Source organism: Pseudomonas sp. PB106 (assembly GCF_009764645.1).
GTDB lineage: Bacteria > Pseudomonadota > Gammaproteobacteria > Pseudomonadales > Pseudomonadaceae > Aquipseudomonas.
In genome coordinates this window covers 15,118-33,068 of sequence record NZ_RWIM01000178.1, presented here as the reverse complement: position 1 = coordinate 33,068, position 17,951 = coordinate 15,118, and the positions used below count along the sequence as shown (strand labels likewise).

Genomic DNA, 17,951 nt, shown 5'->3' with positions numbered 1-17,951 from the left:
CGGTGGGTCAGTCAGCATTGTTTTGTCTGACACACCGCCATCGCGAGCAGGCTCACTCCTACAAGGAGACCAGCGGTGGGTCAGGAGAGCCAGGGGTTGTTGGCCAGATGCCGGCGTTCGAAATCCTTGATTTGTTCGCAGCGTTGCAAGGTGCTGCCAATGGCGTCCAGTCCCAGCAGCAGCGAAGTTTTGCGCAGACCATCAATCTGAAAATCGATCATGCTGCCATCCGCGAGAGCAATCTGCTGAGCCTCAAGATCGATACTGATTCGCGCCGTTTCCGGCTCACCGACCAGCCGTCCGATTCGCTGCACCTGCGCGTCCTCCAACGTGATCAACAACACCCCGTTGCGCTGGCAGTTATCGAAGAAGATCCCGGCGAAGCTACTGCCGATCAAGGCGCGAATGCCCATCTGCTGCAAGCCCCACACCGCGTGCTCGCGACTGGAACCGCAGCCGAAGTTCGGCCCGACCACCAGAAAACTCGCCCCCTGCCACGCAGGCTGATTCAGCACGAACTGAGGATTCGGCGTGCCGTCCGGCAAAAAACGCAGATCGAAAAACAAACCGCGATCCAGGCCTTTCCTGTCGATGCCCTTGAGAAATTGCTTGGGCATGATCACGTCGGTATCGACGTTGGCGGCCAACAATGGCGCGGCCTGGCCGCTGACCTGGGTGAAGGGTTGCAGGCTCATGGGCGTACTCCAAAGTGGCGGATATCGGTGAGTCGACCGCTGATCGCGGCAGCGGCGACCATCGCCGGGCTCATCAGATGGGTGCGTGCGCCGGCGCCCTGGCGTCCTTCGAAATTGCGGTTGGTGCTGGACGCGCAGCGGTCGCCGGGGGCCAGTACGTCGTCGTTCATCGCCAGGCACATCGAACAGCCGGACTGACGCCATTCGAAACCGGCCTCGATAAAAATCTGCGCCAACCCTTCCGCTTCGGCCTGGGCGCGCACTTCGCTGGAACCGGGGACGATCATCGCGCGCACATGCTCGGCGACTTGCTGCCCACGCACGACACGGGCGGCATCGCGCAAATCCTCGATCCGCGCGTTGGTGCAGGAACCGATAAAGGCATGGCTGATGACGATCTCACTGAGTGGCATGCCGGCTTCCAGGCCCATGTAGTTGAGGGCGCGGCGCATGTCCTGACGCAGGATCGGGTCACTGATCGCCTGCGGATCGGGAACTGTTTCGCCAATCGAGGACGTCTGATCAGGGCTGGTGCCCCAAGTGACCATCGGCTCCAGTCGGCTGGCATCCAGATGCACTTCGCGGTCGAACACAGCATCTGGATCACTGCGCAATTCGCGCCATTTCTCCAGCCCACGCTCCCACCGTTCACCTTCGGGGGCGCGGGGTTTGCCCTTGAGATAGGCGAACACCTTATCGTCCGGCGCCATGAACGCGCCACGCGCACCGGCCTCGACCGCCATGTTGCAGATGGTCATGCGCGCCTCGACGCTCAGGGCATCTATCGTCGAGCCACAGAATTCAATGGCATAACCAGTGGCTCCGGAAGCGCCAATCTGGCCGATCAGCGCCATGATCACGTCTTTGGAGGTCAGGCCCGGCGCCAGTTCACCGTCTACGGTCACGCGCAGGCTTTTCAGACGTTTGTAGACCAGGGTCTGTGAGGCCAGCAGGTGTTCGATTTCCGAGGTGCCGATGCCGAAACCGAAAGCGCCGAGCGCGCCATACGTCGTGGTGTGGCTGTCGCCAGCAGCGATGACCATTCCCGGCAGAATAAAACCCTGCTCCGGCGCGATCACATGTTCGATGCCCTGGCGTTTGTCGAGGATATCCAGCAACTCGATGCCGAAATCCCGGCAGTTTTCCGCCAGATACGACACCTGTCGCGCGCCGCCGGCATCGGGCATCGCGGCCACCCGCAGCGGTGCGGTTGGATTGACGTGGTCAACCACCGCCAACGCCGTCTCCGGTCGCCAGACCCCACGGCCCGCCTCACGCAAACCGCTGAAGGCCTGGGGGCTGGTGTATTCGTTGATCACCTGACGATCAATATAAAGCAGGACATGGCCCTGATCGTCGAGGCGGCACACCGTGTGCGAATCGATGTGTTTGTCGTAGAGGGTTCTGGCGGTCATCAAAGCGCTCACTCAGGCATTCATTGTGATTTCCATGATAGGGAGCGCGGGCGGGGCATCAATTGGCAGAGAGTGATGGCGTCGTGCATGAATCGTGTTTGATCTCGAAAACCTTGTAGGAAAACCCTGTGGGGAGCGAGCTTGCTCGCGAAGGCGGTCGTCAGTCACATCTGCGTTAACTGATCCTCCGCCTTCGCGAGCAAGCTCGCGCCCACAAGACAAGTGTGGTGTTCGGGGAATTGCGAAACATTTGCTTTCATATCCTCTTTCGGGATTTTCAGCACTCATTCGTCTTATAGAGATGCAGGCCGTTCGCGTAGGCAAAAGCCACGAACGGCTTCTCGGGGATTCCCGTGCTGCGAAGCCCGTAGCCACGCGCCCTTTCACCGGATAAAAGACGCTCAATCATGTCGAAGAAATCCCGCTCCAAACTGTGGTTCCTCGTTCATAGCTGGCTGGCGTTACCGATCTGGTTTTTCGTGCTGATCGTGTGCGTCACCGGCACATTGGCGGTGGTCAGCCAGGAAATCGTCTGGCTTGCCAACCCGCAGATGCGTGCCAGCCAGCCGTCGGACGATGCACCGCTGCTCAGCTACGACCAGGTACTCGCGGCGATCAAAAAAGCCGAACCACGCACCGTGGTCGAGAGCATCAGCCGCCCGGATGAGTCGCATTTTGCCTTGGACGTGCGGGTCAGCTACCCGGACGGCCGCGAGCAGACCGTTTACGTCAATCCGTATACCGGGGTGATTCAGGGAGTCGCGCCCGATTTCAACTTCCAGGCCTTCACTCGCGCCCTGCATGGCTGGTGGCTAGTACCGTTCACCAATGGTTTCAGTTGGGGCTGGTACCTGGTGTCGTTCCTCGGTCTGCCGTTGCTGGCTTCGCTGGTGACCGGGCTGGTGGTTTATAAACGCTTCTGGAAAGGATTTTTTAGTCCAACCCTGCGCTTTCGCCACGGCGCGCGAATTTTCTGGGGGGATTTCCACCGCCTGAGCGGCATCTGGTCGATCTGGTTTATAGCCGTCATTTCGATCACCGGCACCTGGTTCCTTATTCAGGCACTGCTGTTCGACAACCACATTTCCATCTCCAGCGAACCGGTCATTCCGGCGATGTCCCGTGAAGCGGTGCCGATCTCGGCCGACGGCAGCCCGCCGCCGCGCATCAGTCTGGATCGCGCCATTGAAATCGCCCAAGAGAAAATCCCCGGCCTCGAAGTCAGCTTTGTCAGCCTGCCGGCCAACGCTTATACCCACCTGAACGTCGGCGGACGCGGCTGGTATCCGTTGATGTTCCAGACCGCGACGCTCGATCCTTACAGTGGTGAGTTGGCCACTTCACGTTTGTTGAGCGACCGCACGTCGCTGGAATTCGTCACCGAATCCATGCGCCCGCTGCACACCGGCGACTTTGGCGGGTTGTGGATCAAGTTGATCTGGTTCTTCTTCGGCCTACTGCTAAGCATGATGGTGCTCAGCGGTTTGTTGATCTGGACCAAACGCACCGCGCTGGCCACGGCCAATGCACTCAAGCGTGAATCGAAGAAAAACCGCGTGCAGGCGCAACCGGCGATGCGCCGGGAAACGTCGGAGGTCAATCCATGAGCAAGTCCGCAGCTTTGCCGCAACCGTCGCGCTTGAGCGTGTTCTGGCACAAATGGCGTTTCCACATCAACGTGCTGTTGCTGCTGATACCGCTGGGTTTCATGCCGAAATACTTCGCCGATGTCGCGCTATTTCGCGGCGATGCCGGCCTCGGTGAACGCGAAGTCGGCGAAATCGCAGTCGGGCCGTGGAGCCTGCGCCTCGCCGAATTGCGCAACGAGGCACCACGTCTGGAAGGCCCGGCCGGTTACATGAAAGGTTTCAACGCCGCGCTTTGTGATGCCTGCATCGACAAAGTCAAAGCCACTTATCTGCGCATCGGCAAACCGCGCAGCCTGCGCGCCGCCGGGGTGATTTTCTTCGGCGCGCCGTATCGCATGGGCGCGCAGTTGCCGGTGCCGGAGAAAACAAAAGCCGACGCCGAACTGTGGATCACCATGGAAGGCTGGGACGGCAGCATGCATCAGGCCTCGATTCCCCTGAGCCAGGCCTCCCCCGCTACCACTGCCTGGCTGACTCAACAAGGAGCCAAACCATGACACGCTCGCAACGCTCTTCCCGCCTGCGGCTGAGCGCCGTGTTGCTGGTGCTTTGCGCCGGTTTCACTGACAGCGCCCTCGCCCACAACCCGATGTGCGAATGCAAAGCCATCGATGCCGAGCAGATCAAATGCACCGGCGGCTTCTCCGACGGCAGCGGCGCGCCGGGGGTGACCCTCGATGTGATCGGCTACGACGAAACCATTCTGGTACCGGGCAAGCTCGGCAGCGATTCAACCCTGACATTCAAGAAGCCGGGCGCGGAATTCTACGTGCTGTTCGACGCAGGCCCGGGCCATGTGGTCGAAATCGACCAAGCGGATATCGAAGCCCCATGAGTACGCCCACCACCCAAGTTGTGCGCCCGGCGGGTGCCGGCCATGAAACCCTCAATGTGCTGCTGTTGTGTCTGTTGATTCTGGCGATTGCCGGTTCGGTCGTCGCGTGGCGCGGGGTTTCCCATGAGCCGGAACCGGTCGCCACCAATCAACTCGACGCGCGCCGCGACCTCAGTGCTGCCGAGCAAGGCATCTATGCCGACCTGCGGGTGACCCTCGACGAAATCCGCTTGCTGCGCGACGAACAGCAAGCCGTGCCGACCCCGCAGAATCTGGCGGACGAAGGCTTTGCCCCGTTTGCCCAGGATGCGAGTTCGGTCAGCCGTGGCGGTCATGTCTGGCAGTTGTTGGCCGACACCGCGTATTTCGGTCAAAGCCAGGTCCCTGCCGTCGCGGGTTCGTTCGTGATGCTGCTCAGCGCCGATGCGCCGGATATCTGGCTCAACCGTGATGCAGCCGTTCAAGCCCCCGCACAACTCACCGCCGCCGCTCTGTCCGCTGCCGGCTGGAAACAGATCGTCGCGCAATACGATGCCGGTGTTACCCGCGAACATCGCCATTGATTCCTCGCCCCTCTCCGAGAGAAGACCGCTTGCCCATGTCTATTTCATCGCCTCGCCGTCCTTTGCTACGCCTGTTTCTGATCGGTCTGTGTGCCAGCCTGCTGAGCCCGCTGGTCAGCGCCGATCCGGCCAAACGCCTGCGCATCGGCATCACCCTGCATCCTTATTACAGCTACGTGGCGAACATCGTCGGTGACAAGGCCGATGTCGTGCCGTTGATCCCGGCCGGTTTCAATCCCCATGCCTACGAGCCTCGCGCCGAAGACATCAAACGCATCAGCGGGCTGGACGTAATCGTGCTCAATGGCGTCGGCCATGACGACTTCGCCGACCGCATGATCGCCGCCAGCGAAACGCCGAACGTCAAGACCATCGAAGCCAACGAAAACGTGCCATTGCTGGCTGCCACCGGGGTCGCCGCGCGCGGCGCCGGCAAAGTGGTCAACCCGCACACGTTCCTGTCGATCAGCGCCTCCATCGCCCAGGTCAACAACATCGCCCGCGAACTGGGCAAGCTCGACCCGGACAACGCCAAGACCTACACGCAAAATGCCCGCGCCTACGGCAAACGCCTGCGACAGATGCGCGCCGATGCTTTGGCCAAGCTGACTCAGGCGCCGAACGCCGAACTGCGCGTGGCCACGGTTCACGCGGCGTATGACTACCTGCTGCGCGAATTCGGTCTGGAAGTGACAGCGGTGGTCGAACCTGCCCACGGTATCGAGCCAAGCCCGAGCCAGTTGAAGAAGACCATCGATCAACTGCGCGAACTCGACGTGAAAGTGATCTTCTCTGAGATGGATTTCCCCTCCACCTACGTCGAAACCATCCAGCGCGAGTCCGGCGTGAAGCTGTACCCGCTGTCACACATTTCCTACGGCGAATACACCGCCGACAAATATGAAAAGGAAATGACCGGCAACCTCAACACCGTGGTTCGGGCGATTCAGGAGTCGGGCGCATGACCTCCAAGGAAACCCTGATCGCCGACAACAGCGAAAAACCTGTGGGAGCGAGCTTGCTCGCGAATCCGCCGGTTCAGGCAACATCTTCGCTGGATGACACTCCGCTATCGCGAGCAGGCTCACTCCTACAGGGTATGGGGCCGACGCTGGATTTTGCGGAGGTTTGTCTGACGCTCGGGCGCACGACAATTCTCGACAAGGTTACGTTTCAGGTACAGCCCGGCACCGTCCACGCGCTGGTCGGCCCCAACGGTGGTGGCAAGAGCTCGCTGATCAAGACCCTGCTCGGGCAGATGCCGCATCAGGGCCAACTCAGCCTGCAATGGCCCGGCGAGCCCGGCACCATCGGTTATGTGCCGCAGGCGCTGGAATTCGATCGCGGTCTGCCGATGACCGTCGACGATTTCATGGCTGCAATGTGCCAGCGCCGCCCGGCATTTCTCGGATTGAGCAAACACTATGCCGGCGCCATCGGCGAAGCGCTGGAACGCGTCGGCATGCAGGACAAGCGCAAGCGCCGTATGGGTGCGCTGTCCGGTGGCGAACGTCAGCGGGTTCTGCTCGCGCAGGGCCTGATTCCGGCGCCGCAACTGTTGGTGCTCGACGAGCCGATGTCGGCCCTCGACGAAGCCGGGATTCAAGTCTTCGAACGTCTGCTCAATGACTGGCGTGCGGCGGGCATCACCGTGCTGTGGATCGAACACGATCTGGAAGCGGTCGGCCGCCTGGCCAATCGCGTTACCGGTCTCAACCGCCGTGTGTTGTTCGACGCGACGCCACAACAGGCACTCACTCCGGAACGCCTGCTGACCCTGTTTTCCACTCACCCACGGAGCGCTGTCTGATGAGTTACGAAGCCTTTCGTTTGATGGTGCAAGGTTGGGCCTCGTCCGGGTATCTGCCGGAAGCGCTGGCCTACGGTTTCGTGGTCAATGCACTGCTCGCTGGCTTGTTGATCGGCCCGGTACTCGGCGGTCTCGGCACGCTGGTGGTGGTCAAGCGTTTCGCGTTTTTCTCCGAAGCCGTCGGCCACGCCGCATTGACCGGTGTGGCCATCGGCATTCTGCTCGGCGAACCCTACACCGGCCCGTACGGCAGCCTGTTCGGCTACTGCCTGTTGTTCGGCATCCTGCTCAATTACCTGCGCAACCGCACCGGTCTGGCGCCGGACACTTTGATTGGGGTGTTCCTCTCGGTGTCGTTGGCACTGGGCGCGAGTCTGCTGCTGATCCTGGCCGGCAAGATCAACGTGCACATTCTGGAGAACGTCTTGTTCGGCTCGGTGCTGACGGTCAACGGCAATGATCTGGCGGTGTTGGCTATCGTCGGTTCGCTGGTCATGGCTTTGGCCCTGCCGTTGTACAACCGCATCATGCTGGCCAGCTTCAACCCGCAATTGGCGGCAGTGCGCGGTGTCGCGGTGAAGACCCTGGATTATCTGTTCGTGATTCTGGTGACGCTGATCACCGTGGCGGCGGTGAAAGTCATCGGCGCGATTCTGGTGGGTGCACTGCTGGTGATTCCGGCCGCCGCTGCGCGTCTGCTCAGCCAGTCGCTCAAGGGCTTTTTCTGGTGTTCGGTATTGATCGCCACCGTCAGCACCTTGTGCGGGATTCTCGCGCCGATCGTGTTCGACCTGCCGATTCCGTCCGGCGCCGCGATCATTCTGGTCGCCGGCATTGCCTTCGCCCTCGCCGCCATCGCGCGCGGCGTCGTCCCCAGCCTCAAAGGGAACCTTGGATAAATGGCTTTTTCATTTCGCAAACTGACTCTGGCCATGGCGCTGTGCGGCGTGGTCTGCATGCCGGTGATGGCCGCCGACAACGCAAAACCGCTGCGAGTGCTGGCTTCGTTACCGATTACCTACGGGCTGGGCGAAGTGCTGCTCAAGGGCACTGATGTCAAGCTCGAGCGCGCCGCACCGGCAAACCTGCCGGGCAGCCGGCAGAGCGCCTACTTCACCGGTCGTGGCGCACCGGCCCTGAGCAAACTGGCGACCGACGCCGACGCCGTCATCGGCGTGCGCTCGCTGTGGCCGGACGATCAGCTGTACCCGATCGCCCGCCGCAGCAACATCCGTATCGTCGAAGTCGACGCGGCGCGCCCGGTGGATGGCGCCCTGCCCGGCATCGCTGTGCAGCCGGATCTGACAGTCGATGGCCTGAACAGTCAGCCGTGGCTGGCGAGCAACAACATGGGGCGGATGGCGGACGTGATGGCAGCGGATCTGGTGCGTCTGGCGCCGAGCGCCAAACCGAAGATCGAGGCCAATCTCGCCGCGCTCAAACAGCGTCTGCTCAAACTCAGTGCTGACAGTGAGGCGCGCCTCGCCAGTGCCGATAACCTGAGTGTGATGAGTTTGAGCGATCACTTCGGCTATCTGATCGGTAGCCTCAACCTGGAGCTGGTTGGGCAGGATCCACGGCCGGACGCGGAGTGGACACCTGAAGACTTGAAAAAGCTGACGGCAACGCTCAAGGACAATGACGTGGCGCTGGTGCTGCACCACCGGCAGCCTTCGGAAGCGGTAAAAGCGGCGATTGCCGAGTCGGGGAGCCAGTTGGTGGTGTTAAGCACTGATGCGGCGGATCCGGTGGCGGAGCTGGAAGGCAATGTGGATTTGCTGCTCAAGGGGTTGAGCGGGGCGTAATTCCAGTTGTACCGCGTGATCGTTCATCGCTGGCAAGCCAGCTCCCACAGAGTTCGCGGCGAACGCAGACTTTGTAATCCCCCCGATACCTGTGGGAGCTGGCTTGCCAGCGATGGGGCCCTGAAAGGCAACACAAAACCATGGCATGAAAAAACCCGCTGACCATCACTGGTCCAGCGGGTTTCTTTTTGCCCGTGTGCTTATTGAGCAGCGGCCTGTGCTTCCATCTTCTGGCGCAGGCTCAGTGGACGCATGTCAGTCCAGACTTCCTCGATGTAGGCCAGGCATTCCTTTTTCAGGCCGCTCTTGCCCACGGTGCGCCAGCCTTCCGGCACGGCTTTGTAATCCGGCCAGATCGAGTACTGCTCTTCGTGGTTGACCACGACCTGAAAGAGGATGTCCTCGCGGTCGAATACTGACGTCATGCTGGTTCTCCATCGTTGTAAGGGTGGGCTGCACAACGGGTGCAGCCGGGTATATAGAAAGAACGTTCGGCGCGCTGAAAAATTTACAGCGCAGCCGTCGCAGCCGCCAAAGCGCGACCGAAGATTTCCGCAACGCGGTCGATTTCGGCGGCAGTAATCACCAGCGGCGGCAGGAACCGCACCACCGCACCGTGACGACCACCCAACTCCAGAATCAAGCCACGCTTGAGGCATTCACGCTGGACCAGCGGCGCCAGACGGGCAAACGCTGGCGGATGGCCGAGCGCATCCGGTGCGCCGTTCGGGTCGACCAGCTCGACACCGAGCATCAGACCGCGACCGCGAATGTCGCCCAGTTGCGGGAAGTCGCGTTGCAGGATGCGCAGGTGCTCGCTCAGGCGATCGCCCATCGCTGCAGCGTGTTCGCAGACCTTGTGCTCGGCCAGATAACGCATCACCGCAGAACCGGCAGCCATCGCCATCTGATTACCACGGAAGGTGCCGGCGTGGGCACCCGGCTGCCAGGTGTCGAGCCAGTCACGATAAACCACCACCGCCAGCGGCAGACTGCCGCCGATGGCTTTGGACAACACCACCACGTCCGGAATAATGCCGGCATGCTCAAAGGCAAACATCTTGCCGGTTCGGGCGAAACCACTCTGGATCTCGTCGACGATCAACGCGACACCGGCCTTTTCAGTGATGCGGCGCAAACCGCGCAACCACTCGATGTCCGCCGGAATCACACCGCCCTCGCCCTGCACGGCCTCGACAATGACCGCCGCAGGCAATTGCACGCCGGCCTCGGGATCGTTGAGCAGGTTGTCCAGATAACTCAAATTGGCCTTCACGCCCGCGGCACCACCGAGGCCGAACGGGCAACGGTAGTCGTAGGGAAACGGCATGAACTGCACGCCGCTGCTGAGCAAGGCGCCCAACGGCTTCTTCGGCCCCAGGCTGCCCATCAGGCTCAGAGCGCCCTGACTCATGCCGTGATAACCGCCGGAAAACGACAGCACGGTGCTGCGCCCGGTGGCAGTGCGCACCAGTTTCAGTGCCGCTTCCACGGCATCGGTGCCGGTCGGGCCGCAGAACTGGATTTTCGCTTCGGCGGCCAGAGCCGATGGCAGCAGAGCAAACAAGTCCTGAACAAACTGGTCCTTGACCGGTGTGGTCAGGTCCAGCGTGTGCAGCGGCAACTCATCGGCCAATACTTGCTGGATTGCTTCGATCACCACCGGGTGGTTGTGTCCGAGTGCCAGCGTGCCGGCACCGGCCAGGCAGTCGATGAACGTGCGCCCTTCGACGTCCTCAACGTACAGGCCCTTGGCGCGTTTGAGCGCCAGGGGAATGCGTCGCGGATAACTGCGCGCATTGGATTCCTGCTGCGCCTGACGTGCGAGCAACGGCGACTCGTTGAACTGATACAGGGCTTCGGCCGGAGCCGAGGAGACCCGGGCCGAAGACTCTTCAATAAGGCTGGTGGCGACTGACATCTCTCGACCCCTCAATTCGCTATGGATAGTGACCAAAACAGCACCGGACAGGTGCGCGTTCCGGTCGCGGGGCGCACTTGCAGGTTTTCCTGTTCTGGAGACGCTTAAGCGAAGCGAGGATTTAGGCCCTTGATCGACTCGTTACCGCTACGACGGCAACGGTTTGCTCATCGGCAGTGTGCGCAGGCCTCTGTGCAGCAGAGGTGACGCTGTTTCGCGGTAGCCAAGATGTCGATAAAAAGCTTCGCCGGTGCGGGTGCTGTTGAGGTGAGCATCAGCCACGCCGCGAATTCGCAACCAGGCTTCGAGATCATCGATCAACGCACGCCCGACACCCCGGCGGAACCACTCGGGCTGGACATGGCACAGCGCAATGTCGCCGTCGGCGGTCGCCATGCCGACACCAACCGGTTTGTCCTGCAACAGAGCGATATTGAGGTATATGCGCGAATCGGCGAGCCAGCGACAGAGCTGATCGGCATTGTGCTGTTCGACCCAGTCGCTGACCTGCTGTGCATTGTTGCGGTGATCGAGCGCACAGCCGATGCGGATCGAACGTTCGATGATGCGGTGGATGATACCGGCGTCAGCCAGTGCGGCCTGACGAATACTGATGCGTGCTTCCATGGCGCTGTCCCCTCAATCCTTTGAGTCAAAGCAGCGCTGACCTTACCCCTGCCCAGACTGGAAGACTAATGGAGAGAGGTTACATTTGATGTGCCGCAATATCAGACCGGCTGCAACGGCATGGTCAACTCGACCCGCAAGCCATCCGGGCGGCTGTCGAAATGCAGCGCACAGTCGCAACGCTGGACGATCGCCTGAACAATCGCCAGCCCCAAGCCGCAACCGGTGCTTTGCCCGTTGCGCCAGAAGCGTTGCGTCAGATGCTGCAGATCGTCCGGCGCAATGCCCGGGCCATGGTCGCGCACGATAAAGCGCACGCGGTTGCCGATGGTTTCCAGGCTCAGCTCCACTGCACAATCTTCAGGCGTATGGCGCAAGGCGTTATCCAGCAGGTTGCGCAAGGCCGCAATCGACAGCACCGCCGGCATCTGCAACGGTGCCGCCGACAGTTCGGCAGGCAGTTGCAGCTTGATTCTCAGACGCTCGCCGCCGGTGGCATCCTGGATCGCCAGTCTGGCCACTTGTTCGGCACTGCATTGCGAGCCGTCATCGAACGACAGACTGCCCTCGACGCGCGCCAGCAAGAGTAATTGCTCAAGGGTCCGATGCAAACGGTCGGCGCCCTCCTCGGCCCGCGCCAGCGATTGATCGCGGGCATTGCCATCGGTCATCCGCGCCACTTGCAGGTGGGTCTTGATCGCGGTCAGCGGGCTGCGCAGTTCGTGGGCGGCATCACCGGTCAGGCGACGTTCGCGTTCGATGGTTTTGCCGATGCGCTGGAACAACTGATTCTGCGTTTCCAGCAGCGGCTTCAGCTCGCTGGGAAATGACTGCAACTGCAACGGTTCGAGCGAGTCGGCGTTACGCCGCATCAACGCCTCGCGCAGACGATTGAGCGGCGCCAGGCCCTGTCCGATGCCCAGCCACAACAGGCACAGGCAACCCAACAACGCCACGCCGACTGGCACCGACGCCGCCAGCAGGATCGACATGTTCAGCGCCTCGCGTTCGATCTGCCGATCCGCCGTGGTAATGCGCACATCGCCGCGCGCGAGGGTGAAGCTGCGCCACGGCGCGCCGTCGATCATTTGATCATGAAAGCCCATTTTTTCGGCTTCCAGCGCTTGTTCGGGATTGTTGTGACTGCGGGCGAGGATCTCCCCGCGCAACGAACTGACCTGACAGGCCATGCCGCCGGGAATGTTCAGTTGTTCGGCACTGAAATGCGTGCCCTCGCCTTTGCTCGGCAAGGTCGGCAGCTGCTCCAGCAACCCGGCCACCATCCGCGCCGAAGCCACCAGACGCTGGTCGAGGGAGAACATCATCTGATTGCGCAGATCGCTGAGCATCCAGGCCGCCGCCAGCGCCCAGATCAGCGCGAAGGCTGCGCCGAGGGTCAGGCTCAGCCGCAATCGCAGACTCATCACTTGCCTTGATCCCCACCGTCGGCCGGACCGAGGCGATAGCCAAGGCCGCGCACGGTTTCAACAATGCCTTTACCGAGTTTGCTGCGCAGGTGATGGATATGCACGTTGAGGGCGTTGCTCTCCAGTTCATCGCTGAATCCGTAAACGCTGTCCTTCAATTGCTCGGTGGAAAGGACCCGGCCGCGGTTGTGCAGCAGCGCTTGCAGCAAAGACTGCTCGCGGCGTGACAAGTCCACCGGCTGTCCGGCCAGCATGGTTTCGCGACTGCTCGGATCGTAAGTCAGCGCGCCGTGTTCGATGAGATTGACGCTGCGCCCTGCGACCCGACGCAACAAGGTTTGCAAACGCGCGAACAGCTCACGCAGATCGAATGGTTTGAGCAGGTAATCGTCGGCGCCCGCCTGCAAGCCATCGACACGATCAGTCACAGAGTCACGCGCGGTCAGAATCAGCACCGGGATTTCCAGTCCGCCGTGTCGCAGTTGCTGCAACAGCTTCAGACCGTCCTCGTCCGGCAAGCCGAGATCGAGCACCATCACATCGAACTCGGCAACCTTGAGCATCGCTCGCGCCTTGGAAGCGCTGTTGACGTGTTCGACGGTCAAGCCTTGCGCCGTCAGTCCGGCAACGATGCCGCTGGCGATCAACTCGTCGTCTTCGCAAACCAGTACGTGCATGGGAGCTCCGTGAGAAAAAACCCGAGTGAAGCAGCTGAGGATTAAGCAGCAATTATGGCAAGGCACACAGTCCACGAGAAGCGTGGGCCGTCGAGCAGATGATAGCTCGTCAGGCGCGACCTGCGGTTGCGGATTTAAATGCACTTCGGGGTTAACCGCTGGCAAGTCGGACATAAAAGGCAGCACTTGCCTTATTCATCAAACAACAACTTGAAGTTAGCCTTGAACAACATTAACAACACAAACTTCACAAGGCTCACCCATGACAACACTTAATAACTTTGTCGCCATCGATTGGCGCAGCGGACCTGACCAAACCTATTTCTTTTTCAAGAACACCAACACTTACTCTCGATTTGATAATGCCGAAAACAGAATCCTTGAAGGGTACCCGAAAGAAGTAACGAACAAGAGCTGGGGTCGTTTTCATCAACATGCGCGCCATCTTCGATTCGGCTTTACGACCACCGGCTTCCTGCCGACGCCTCAGCCTCTGGGGTTCGATTCGGATGTTCTGTGGCTGTTTTACTACGATGGAGATCGACCGATGGTCTGCAAATACGACCAGGACATCGACGATGTCGACAGTACCATGAGCCTGAATGAATCGCCGTGGCGAGCACTGGCGCCTTACTTTGATCGGATCGTTGCCGGAACATGGCGTCTGACGTTAATCCGCCGGCGCCATTTCGAGTTTCTGTTGAACGATGGCCAGCAAATCACACTGGATATGCACAAAATCGATCGCCCGATCATTTCCAAAGTAGGCTGGCCAGGTTTACAACCCTACGCCGATAGAATAATTACCGCGGTACAAATTGACGGCACACTGACTGATAGCGTGTATTACATTTTTCTCACGAATAATGAATACATAAAATATAACCTCATGACATTCAAACTCATATCTGGCCCACGACTCGTTGACGAGGGATCCTGGCCCGGATTGCTTACTTCGAGCTCATAACGCGTCGAGCCGCATTCATCTGTTGCAGTTAATCAAAAAAACAAGGTGTCACGGTCGCAGACGCAAATTCCTTGTTCAGGCGGATGCGGCGAGTACGATTCAGGGCTTTACGACCTGTCGAGCGTGGTTAATCATCGGTTAATCGCCACCCACCACCATGCACCTCACTTGCACAGGGACAAGGCTCCTCCATGCGTCGTTTTTTTCTATTGTTTGCTCTGCTGATCTCAAGCCTGGCCCAGGCCGGCAATAATCCGTTCGACACAAAACCCGAGTTTCTGCCGGTCGACAAGGCATTTGTCCTGACGTCCGAGCGTTTGGAAAGCGGTGAGACCCAGTTGTTCTGGCAGATCACTGATGGCTATTACCTGTATCAGAAACGCCTGAAATTCGATGGGCTGACAGCTGAACAGCAACCGACGCTGCCCGCTGGTGAATCCCACAGCGATGAGTTTTTCGGTGAGCAGCCGGTTTACCGACAGGGTCTGGAAGTGAAAATCCCGGCGTCGGCCAGCGGTCAGATCAAGGTCAGCTATCAAGGCTGTGCCGATGCCGGCCTGTGCTATCCGCCGCAAACCCGAGTGATTGACCTCGGTGGCAAGGCAGCGGTGGCAACCGCGACAGAGGCACCGGATCAAGCCCTGGCCAGCAGCCTGCAACAGCGAGAGCTAGGCTGGAGTTTGCTGGTGTTTTTCGGCCTAGGTCTGTTGTTGGCGTTCACTCCGTGCACGTTGCCGATGCTGCCGATTCTGGCCGGCATGGTCGTGGGTAGCGGCGCCACGCCACGTCGTGGTTTTGCGCTGGCCGGCAGTTATGTGATCTGCATGGCGCTGGTGTATGCCGCGATGGGCGTGATTGCTGCGCTGCTCGGCGCGAATTTGCAAGCATGGCTGCAGAACCCTTGGCTGCTCGGCACCTTCGCTGCGATCTTCGTGGTGCTGGCGTTGCCGATGTTCGGTTTCTTTGAACTGCAACTGCCAGTGGCGCTGCGTGATCGCCTGGAACACGCCTCGCGCAGTCGCAGTGGTGGCAGCCTGATCGGCGCCGGTGTACTGGGCGCGCTGTCCGGATTGCTGGTCGGCCCTTGCATGACCGCACCGCTGGCCGGTGCCCTGCTTTATATCGCGCAGAGCGGCAACGCCTTGCACGGCGGTTTGATTTTGTTCTCGCTGGGCATTGGCATCGGCGTACCGCTGTTGCTGCTAGTCACCGTTGGCAACCGCTTCCTGCCCAAACCCGGCGCGTGGATGAACCTGCTCAAGGGCGTGTTCGGTTTCCTCTTCCTCGCCACGGCGTTGCTGATGCTGCGTCCGGTATTGGACGCGTCATTGTGGCTGGGTCTGTGCGGCGCGCTGCTGTTGATCGCCGCGTTTTGTGCCTGGAAACAGTCTGAAGGTTTTGGCCGCGTCGCTCAGTTGTTCGGCGCCACCTCGCTGTTGCTGGGGTTGTGGGGCAGTCTGCTGGTGATTGGTGCGGCGGGCGGCGGCGATGATCCGTATCAGCCATTGCAGGTTTACAGCGCCGGTCGCGCCGTTGGTACGACGCCAACGGGCCATGACGCCTTCACCACGCTCAAGGAACCGGCTGCACTGCAACGCGAACTCGATGCGGCAAAAGCTCAGGGCCAATGGGTTCTGCTCGATTATTACGCCGACTGGTGCGTGTCGTGCAAAGTCATGGAGAAACAGGTGTTCGGCAAGGACAAGGTGATGCAGGCGCTGAGCGACGTGCGTCTGCTGAGACTCGATGTCACCGCCGACAATGCTGCCAGTCGCGAACTGCTCAGCCGCTACAAAGTGCCAGGGCCACCGAGCTTCGTGTGGATCGGTACGGACGGCGAAGAACGTCGCAGCCAGCGCATCACCGGTGAAGTCGACGCCGACACGTTCCTGCAACGCTGGACTGCCACCCGAGACGCCAATTAATGCTGACTTTCACCCTCGGCACCTTCGCCATCGCACTTAACCACCTGCTGCTGATCAGTGCTTTGGCGCTGGCGACGTTTGTCGGTTGGCGGGTCGCCAAGCGCGGCGGCGATAACCCCGAGTCGGCGCTGTTCAGCCTGTTTCTGCTCGGCATGCTGGCGGCGCGCATCGCCTTTGTCGCGCTGTACTGGAGCCATTACCGTAACGATCCGTGGCAGATCGTCGACTTGCGCGACGGCGGTTTTCTCGCTTGGCCGGGGGTGATCGTTCTGCTGCTGGCGGCGTTCTATCGCGGCTGGCGCCGTCTCGGCCTGCGTCGTCCGCTGGGCTTTGGCGTGGCCAGTGGCGTGGCGTTCTGGTTGATGGCGACTTTGTCCTTGAACATCTACGAACAAGGCACACGCTTGCCGGACATTTCTCTGCGCAATGCCGCCGGGGAAACCATCCAGCTCAGCGACTATCAGGGTGGCCCGCTGGTGATCAACCTGTGGGCCACCTGGTGTCCGCCGTGCCGCCGTGAAATGCCAGTGCTGGAAAGCGCCCAGCAACAACGCCCGGACCTGACCTTTCTGTTCGTCAATCAGGCCGAAAGCATGCAAAGCGTGGCGACGTTTCTCGAAACCCAGGGCCTGAGCCTGAATAACGTGCTGTTCGATCGTCGCGGCCAGCTCGGTCAGGCGGTGGGTTCCATGGCATTGCCGACTACGCTGTTCTATAGCCCCGACGGGCGTCTGCTGGCCAGTCATCTTGGCGAGTTGTCCAACGCTAGCCTGGCCCGCGCTCTGGAAAATTTTGACGTGCCGTCTTCAAATCCGAATCAGGCCATCGCACCGGCCACTTCTTCAAGGAAACTGCCATGCCCCGCCTCCGCCACCTGCTGACGCTGACTCTGGGCTCTGTCCTGCTGCACTTGCCGTCGGTGCAGGCCGCAGAAGAACTGCCTGCGGCGATCAAAAAGATCGAAGCCAAAGGCGCGAAAATCGTCGGCCAGTTCGACGCCCCCGATGGCCTGCGCGGTTACGCAGCGCAATATCAGAACCGCGGCATGGCGCTGTACCTGACCCCGGATGGCAAGCACGTACTGCTCGGTAATCTGTACGACGCCGACGGCAAAGACCTGAGCAGCGAGCCGCTGCAGAAACTGGTGTATGCGCCGATGGCCAAAGAAGTCTGGGCCAAGTTCGATGCGAGCAACTGGATTCAGGACGGCAACAAGGATGCTCCGCGCACCGTGTACCTGTTCAGTGATCCGAACTGTCCATACTGCAACATGTTCTGGGAACAGGCGCGGCCCTGGGTGAAATCCGGCAAAGTGCAGCTGCGGCACATCATGGTCGGGATCATCCGCGAAGACAGCCCGGGCAAATCAGCGGCGCTATTGGCCGCGAAAGACCCGGCCAAAGCGCTGGAAGATCACGAGAAGGCTGGCAAGGGCAGCTCGCTCAAAGCGTTGAAAGATATCCCTGTCGCTGTGCAGACCAAACTGGCGGCGAACATGCAGTTGATGGAAGACCTCGATTTGCAGGCCACGCCGGCGATTTTCTACCTGGATGACAAAGGCGAGTTGCAACAGCAGCAAGGCGCGCCTTCGCCGGACAAGTTGACGAAGATTCTTGGGCCGAAATAACCAAGATC

The 17,951-nt window shown here is 60.5% G+C and carries 19 protein-coding genes; 12 read left to right on the top strand and 7 right to left on the bottom strand.

What is annotated here, in order from left to right:
* Nucleotides 1-80: 80 nt before the first annotated feature.
* Complete coding sequence (leuD, locus tag EJA71_RS22935; protein ID WP_158959793.1) at nucleotides 81-695, bottom strand: 3-isopropylmalate dehydratase small subunit; 615 nt, start codon at nucleotides 693-695, stop codon at nucleotides 81-83.
* Nucleotides 692-2,110: a 3-isopropylmalate dehydratase large subunit gene (leuC, locus tag EJA71_RS22930; protein WP_158959792.1), complete on the bottom strand. Its 1,419-nt coding sequence runs from the start codon at nucleotides 2,108-2,110 to the stop codon at nucleotides 692-694. Before leuC ends, leuD begins: the two co-directional genes overlap by 4 nt.
* A gap of 407 nt (nucleotides 2,111-2,517) precedes the next feature.
* Between leuC and EJA71_RS22925 the strand changes: the two genes are divergently transcribed.
* The 8 genes from EJA71_RS22925 (at nucleotide 2,518) to EJA71_RS22890 (ending at nucleotide 8,772) form a co-directional block, all read left to right on the top strand.
* Entirely contained in the window at nucleotides 2,518-3,717 is a 1,200-nt protein-coding gene (locus tag EJA71_RS22925; RefSeq protein ID WP_158959791.1) for a PepSY domain-containing protein, read from the top strand.
* A complete protein-coding gene (locus EJA71_RS22920; RefSeq protein WP_158959790.1) occupies nucleotides 3,714-4,256 on the top strand; it encodes a thiamine pyrophosphate-binding protein in 543 nt (180 codons plus the stop codon). Before EJA71_RS22925 ends, EJA71_RS22920 begins: the two co-directional genes overlap by 4 nt.
* Nucleotides 4,253-4,594, top strand: a complete 342-nt coding sequence (locus EJA71_RS22915; protein ID WP_158959789.1) for a hypothetical protein — start codon at nucleotides 4,253-4,255, stop codon at nucleotides 4,592-4,594. The genes EJA71_RS22920 and EJA71_RS22915 overlap by 4 nt, the downstream gene beginning before the upstream one ends.
* Nucleotides 4,591-5,157: a DUF6162 family protein gene (locus EJA71_RS22910; RefSeq protein WP_158959788.1), complete on the top strand. Its 567-nt coding sequence runs from the start codon at nucleotides 4,591-4,593 to the stop codon at nucleotides 5,155-5,157. The genes EJA71_RS22915 and EJA71_RS22910 overlap by 4 nt, the downstream gene beginning before the upstream one ends.
* A 35-nt stretch (nucleotides 5,158-5,192) precedes the next feature.
* On the top strand, nucleotides 5,193-6,122 hold the full coding sequence (locus EJA71_RS22905) for a metal ABC transporter substrate-binding protein (protein WP_158959787.1): 930 nt from the start codon (nucleotides 5,193-5,195) through the stop codon (nucleotides 6,120-6,122).
* Between the two features lie 134 nt (nucleotides 6,123-6,256).
* A complete protein-coding gene (locus EJA71_RS22900) occupies nucleotides 6,257-6,967 on the top strand; it encodes a metal ABC transporter ATP-binding protein (RefSeq protein WP_178113739.1) in 711 nt (236 codons plus the stop codon).
* Entirely contained in the window at nucleotides 6,967-7,866 is a 900-nt protein-coding gene (locus EJA71_RS22895) for a metal ABC transporter permease (RefSeq protein WP_007917717.1), read from the top strand. Before EJA71_RS22900 ends, EJA71_RS22895 begins: the two co-directional genes overlap by 1 nt.
* Nucleotides 7,867-8,772, top strand: a complete 906-nt coding sequence (locus tag EJA71_RS22890; protein ID WP_158959785.1) for a metal ABC transporter solute-binding protein, Zn/Mn family — start codon at nucleotides 7,867-7,869, stop codon at nucleotides 8,770-8,772.
* 200 nt (nucleotides 8,773-8,972) lie between these two features.
* Here EJA71_RS22890 and EJA71_RS22885 read toward each other — a convergent pair whose 3' ends face one another.
* From EJA71_RS22885 to EJA71_RS22865, 5 genes are all read right to left on the bottom strand, one after another.
* The gene (locus tag EJA71_RS22885; protein ID WP_007917715.1) at nucleotides 8,973-9,197 is read right to left on the bottom strand and encodes an MbtH family protein; all 225 of its coding nucleotides are present in this window, start codon (nucleotides 9,195-9,197) and stop codon (nucleotides 8,973-8,975) included.
* Nucleotides 9,198-9,280: 83 nt separating this feature from the next.
* Complete coding sequence (locus EJA71_RS22880) at nucleotides 9,281-10,693, bottom strand: aspartate aminotransferase family protein (protein ID WP_158959784.1); 1,413 nt, start codon at nucleotides 10,691-10,693, stop codon at nucleotides 9,281-9,283.
* A 147-nt stretch (nucleotides 10,694-10,840) separates the two neighbouring features.
* Nucleotides 10,841-11,320 carry a GNAT family N-acetyltransferase gene (locus EJA71_RS22875; RefSeq protein WP_158959783.1) on the bottom strand — a complete coding sequence of 160 codons (480 nt, stop codon included), beginning with the start codon at nucleotides 11,318-11,320 and terminating at the stop codon, nucleotides 10,841-10,843.
* A 101-nt stretch (nucleotides 11,321-11,421) separates the two neighbouring features.
* Entirely contained in the window at nucleotides 11,422-12,744 is a 1,323-nt protein-coding gene (locus EJA71_RS22870) for an ATP-binding protein (RefSeq protein ID WP_158959782.1), read from the bottom strand.
* The gene (locus tag EJA71_RS22865; RefSeq protein ID WP_158959781.1) at nucleotides 12,744-13,424 is read right to left on the bottom strand and encodes a response regulator; all 681 of its coding nucleotides are present in this window, start codon (nucleotides 13,422-13,424) and stop codon (nucleotides 12,744-12,746) included. The genes EJA71_RS22870 and EJA71_RS22865 overlap by 1 nt, the downstream gene beginning before the upstream one ends.
* Nucleotides 13,425-13,686: 262 nt before the next feature.
* On the opposite strand from EJA71_RS22865, the gene EJA71_RS22860 reads away from it, so the two are divergent.
* From EJA71_RS22860 to dsbG, 4 genes are all read left to right on the top strand, one after another.
* Entirely contained in the window at nucleotides 13,687-14,391 is a 705-nt protein-coding gene (locus tag EJA71_RS22860) for a hypothetical protein (protein WP_158959780.1), read from the top strand.
* A 191-nt stretch (nucleotides 14,392-14,582) separates the two neighbouring features.
* Entirely contained in the window at nucleotides 14,583-16,316 is a 1,734-nt protein-coding gene (gene dsbD, locus EJA71_RS22855; RefSeq protein ID WP_158959779.1) for a protein-disulfide reductase DsbD, read from the top strand.
* Nucleotides 16,316-17,197 (top strand): TlpA disulfide reductase family protein, encoded by an 882-nt coding sequence (locus EJA71_RS22850; RefSeq protein ID WP_158959778.1) that lies wholly within the window; start codon nucleotides 16,316-16,318, stop codon nucleotides 17,195-17,197. The genes dsbD and EJA71_RS22850 overlap by 1 nt, the downstream gene beginning before the upstream one ends.
* Nucleotides 17,173-17,943, top strand: a complete 771-nt coding sequence (gene dsbG / locus EJA71_RS22845; protein ID WP_158959777.1) for a thiol:disulfide interchange protein DsbG — start codon at nucleotides 17,173-17,175, stop codon at nucleotides 17,941-17,943. The genes EJA71_RS22850 and dsbG overlap by 25 nt, the downstream gene beginning before the upstream one ends.
* Nucleotides 17,944-17,951 lie beyond the last annotated feature (8 nt).

Bases quoted from the DNA above. Each gene is read 5' to 3' on its own strand.
- dsbG (WP_158959777.1), top strand. From the start codon at position 17,173: ATGCCCCGCCTCCGCCACCTGCTGACGCTGACTCTGGGCTCTGTCCTG.
- EJA71_RS22860 (WP_158959780.1), top strand. From the start codon at position 13,687: ATGACAACACTTAATAACTTTGTCGCCATCGATTGGCGCAGCGGACCT.
- leuC (WP_158959792.1), bottom strand. From the start codon at position 2,110: ATGACCGCCAGAACCCTCTACGACAAACACATCGATTCGCACACGGTG.
- EJA71_RS22890 (WP_158959785.1), top strand. From the start codon at position 7,867: ATGGCTTTTTCATTTCGCAAACTGACTCTGGCCATGGCGCTGTGCGGC.
- EJA71_RS22880 (WP_158959784.1), bottom strand. From the start codon at position 10,693: ATGTCAGTCGCCACCAGCCTTATTGAAGAGTCTTCGGCCCGGGTCTCC.
- EJA71_RS22910 (WP_158959788.1), top strand. From the start codon at position 4,591: ATGAGTACGCCCACCACCCAAGTTGTGCGCCCGGCGGGTGCCGGCCAT.
- EJA71_RS22850 (WP_158959778.1), top strand. From the start codon at position 16,316: ATGCTGACTTTCACCCTCGGCACCTTCGCCATCGCACTTAACCACCTG.
- EJA71_RS22925 (WP_158959791.1), top strand. From the start codon at position 2,518: ATGTCGAAGAAATCCCGCTCCAAACTGTGGTTCCTCGTTCATAGCTGG.
- EJA71_RS22875 (WP_158959783.1), bottom strand. From the start codon at position 11,320: ATGGAAGCACGCATCAGTATTCGTCAGGCCGCACTGGCTGACGCCGGT.
- EJA71_RS22885 (WP_007917715.1), bottom strand. From the start codon at position 9,197: ATGACGTCAGTATTCGACCGCGAGGACATCCTCTTTCAGGTCGTGGTC.
- EJA71_RS22895 (WP_007917717.1), top strand. From the start codon at position 6,967: ATGAGTTACGAAGCCTTTCGTTTGATGGTGCAAGGTTGGGCCTCGTCC.
- EJA71_RS22905 (WP_158959787.1), top strand. From the start codon at position 5,193: ATGTCTATTTCATCGCCTCGCCGTCCTTTGCTACGCCTGTTTCTGATC.
- EJA71_RS22865 (WP_158959781.1), bottom strand. From the start codon at position 13,424: ATGCACGTACTGGTTTGCGAAGACGACGAGTTGATCGCCAGCGGCATC.
- EJA71_RS22915 (WP_158959789.1), top strand. From the start codon at position 4,253: ATGACACGCTCGCAACGCTCTTCCCGCCTGCGGCTGAGCGCCGTGTTG.
- EJA71_RS22920 (WP_158959790.1), top strand. From the start codon at position 3,714: ATGAGCAAGTCCGCAGCTTTGCCGCAACCGTCGCGCTTGAGCGTGTTC.
- EJA71_RS22870 (WP_158959782.1), bottom strand. From the start codon at position 12,744: ATGAGTCTGCGATTGCGGCTGAGCCTGACCCTCGGCGCAGCCTTCGCG.
- dsbD (WP_158959779.1), top strand. From the start codon at position 14,583: ATGCGTCGTTTTTTTCTATTGTTTGCTCTGCTGATCTCAAGCCTGGCC.
- EJA71_RS22900 (WP_178113739.1), top strand. From the start codon at position 6,257: ATGGGGCCGACGCTGGATTTTGCGGAGGTTTGTCTGACGCTCGGGCGC.
- leuD (WP_158959793.1), bottom strand. From the start codon at position 695: ATGAGCCTGCAACCCTTCACCCAGGTCAGCGGCCAGGCCGCGCCATTG.